The following is a 265-nucleotide window of genomic DNA, read 5'->3' on the forward strand; positions in this document are numbered from 1 at the left end:
ATGCGGTCTGGCCGCTGCTGCGGCCCGGCGGCGTGCTGCTGTACGCGACCTGCTCGATCCTGCCCGACGAAAACGCCGACCAGGTCGAGGCCTTCCTCGCCCGCACCGCCGACGCGGTGGCGGTGCCGCTGCCGGAGGCGTTCGGCCAGGCGGCCGGCGCCGGCCGCCAGCGCCTGACCGGCGAGGACGGGATGGACGGATTCTTCTACGCGCGGCTGCGGAAGTCCGGCTGAGGCCCGGCTATCATCGGCGCCCATGCCGAACC

General features: G+C 74.3%; 1 pseudogene. It reads left to right on the plus strand.

Annotated elements, in window-relative coordinates:
* Nucleotides 1-233, plus strand: a pseudogene (locus ACCD03_RS25550) (16S rRNA (cytosine(967)-C(5))-methyltransferase RsmB); the annotation flags it as partial.
* Between the last annotated feature and the right edge of the window lie 32 nt (nt 234-265).

The organism is Ralstonia sp. Ralssp135, from assembly GCF_047304345.1.
In the GTDB taxonomy this organism is placed as follows: domain Bacteria; phylum Pseudomonadota; class Gammaproteobacteria; order Burkholderiales; family Burkholderiaceae; genus Ralstonia; species Ralstonia chuxiongensis.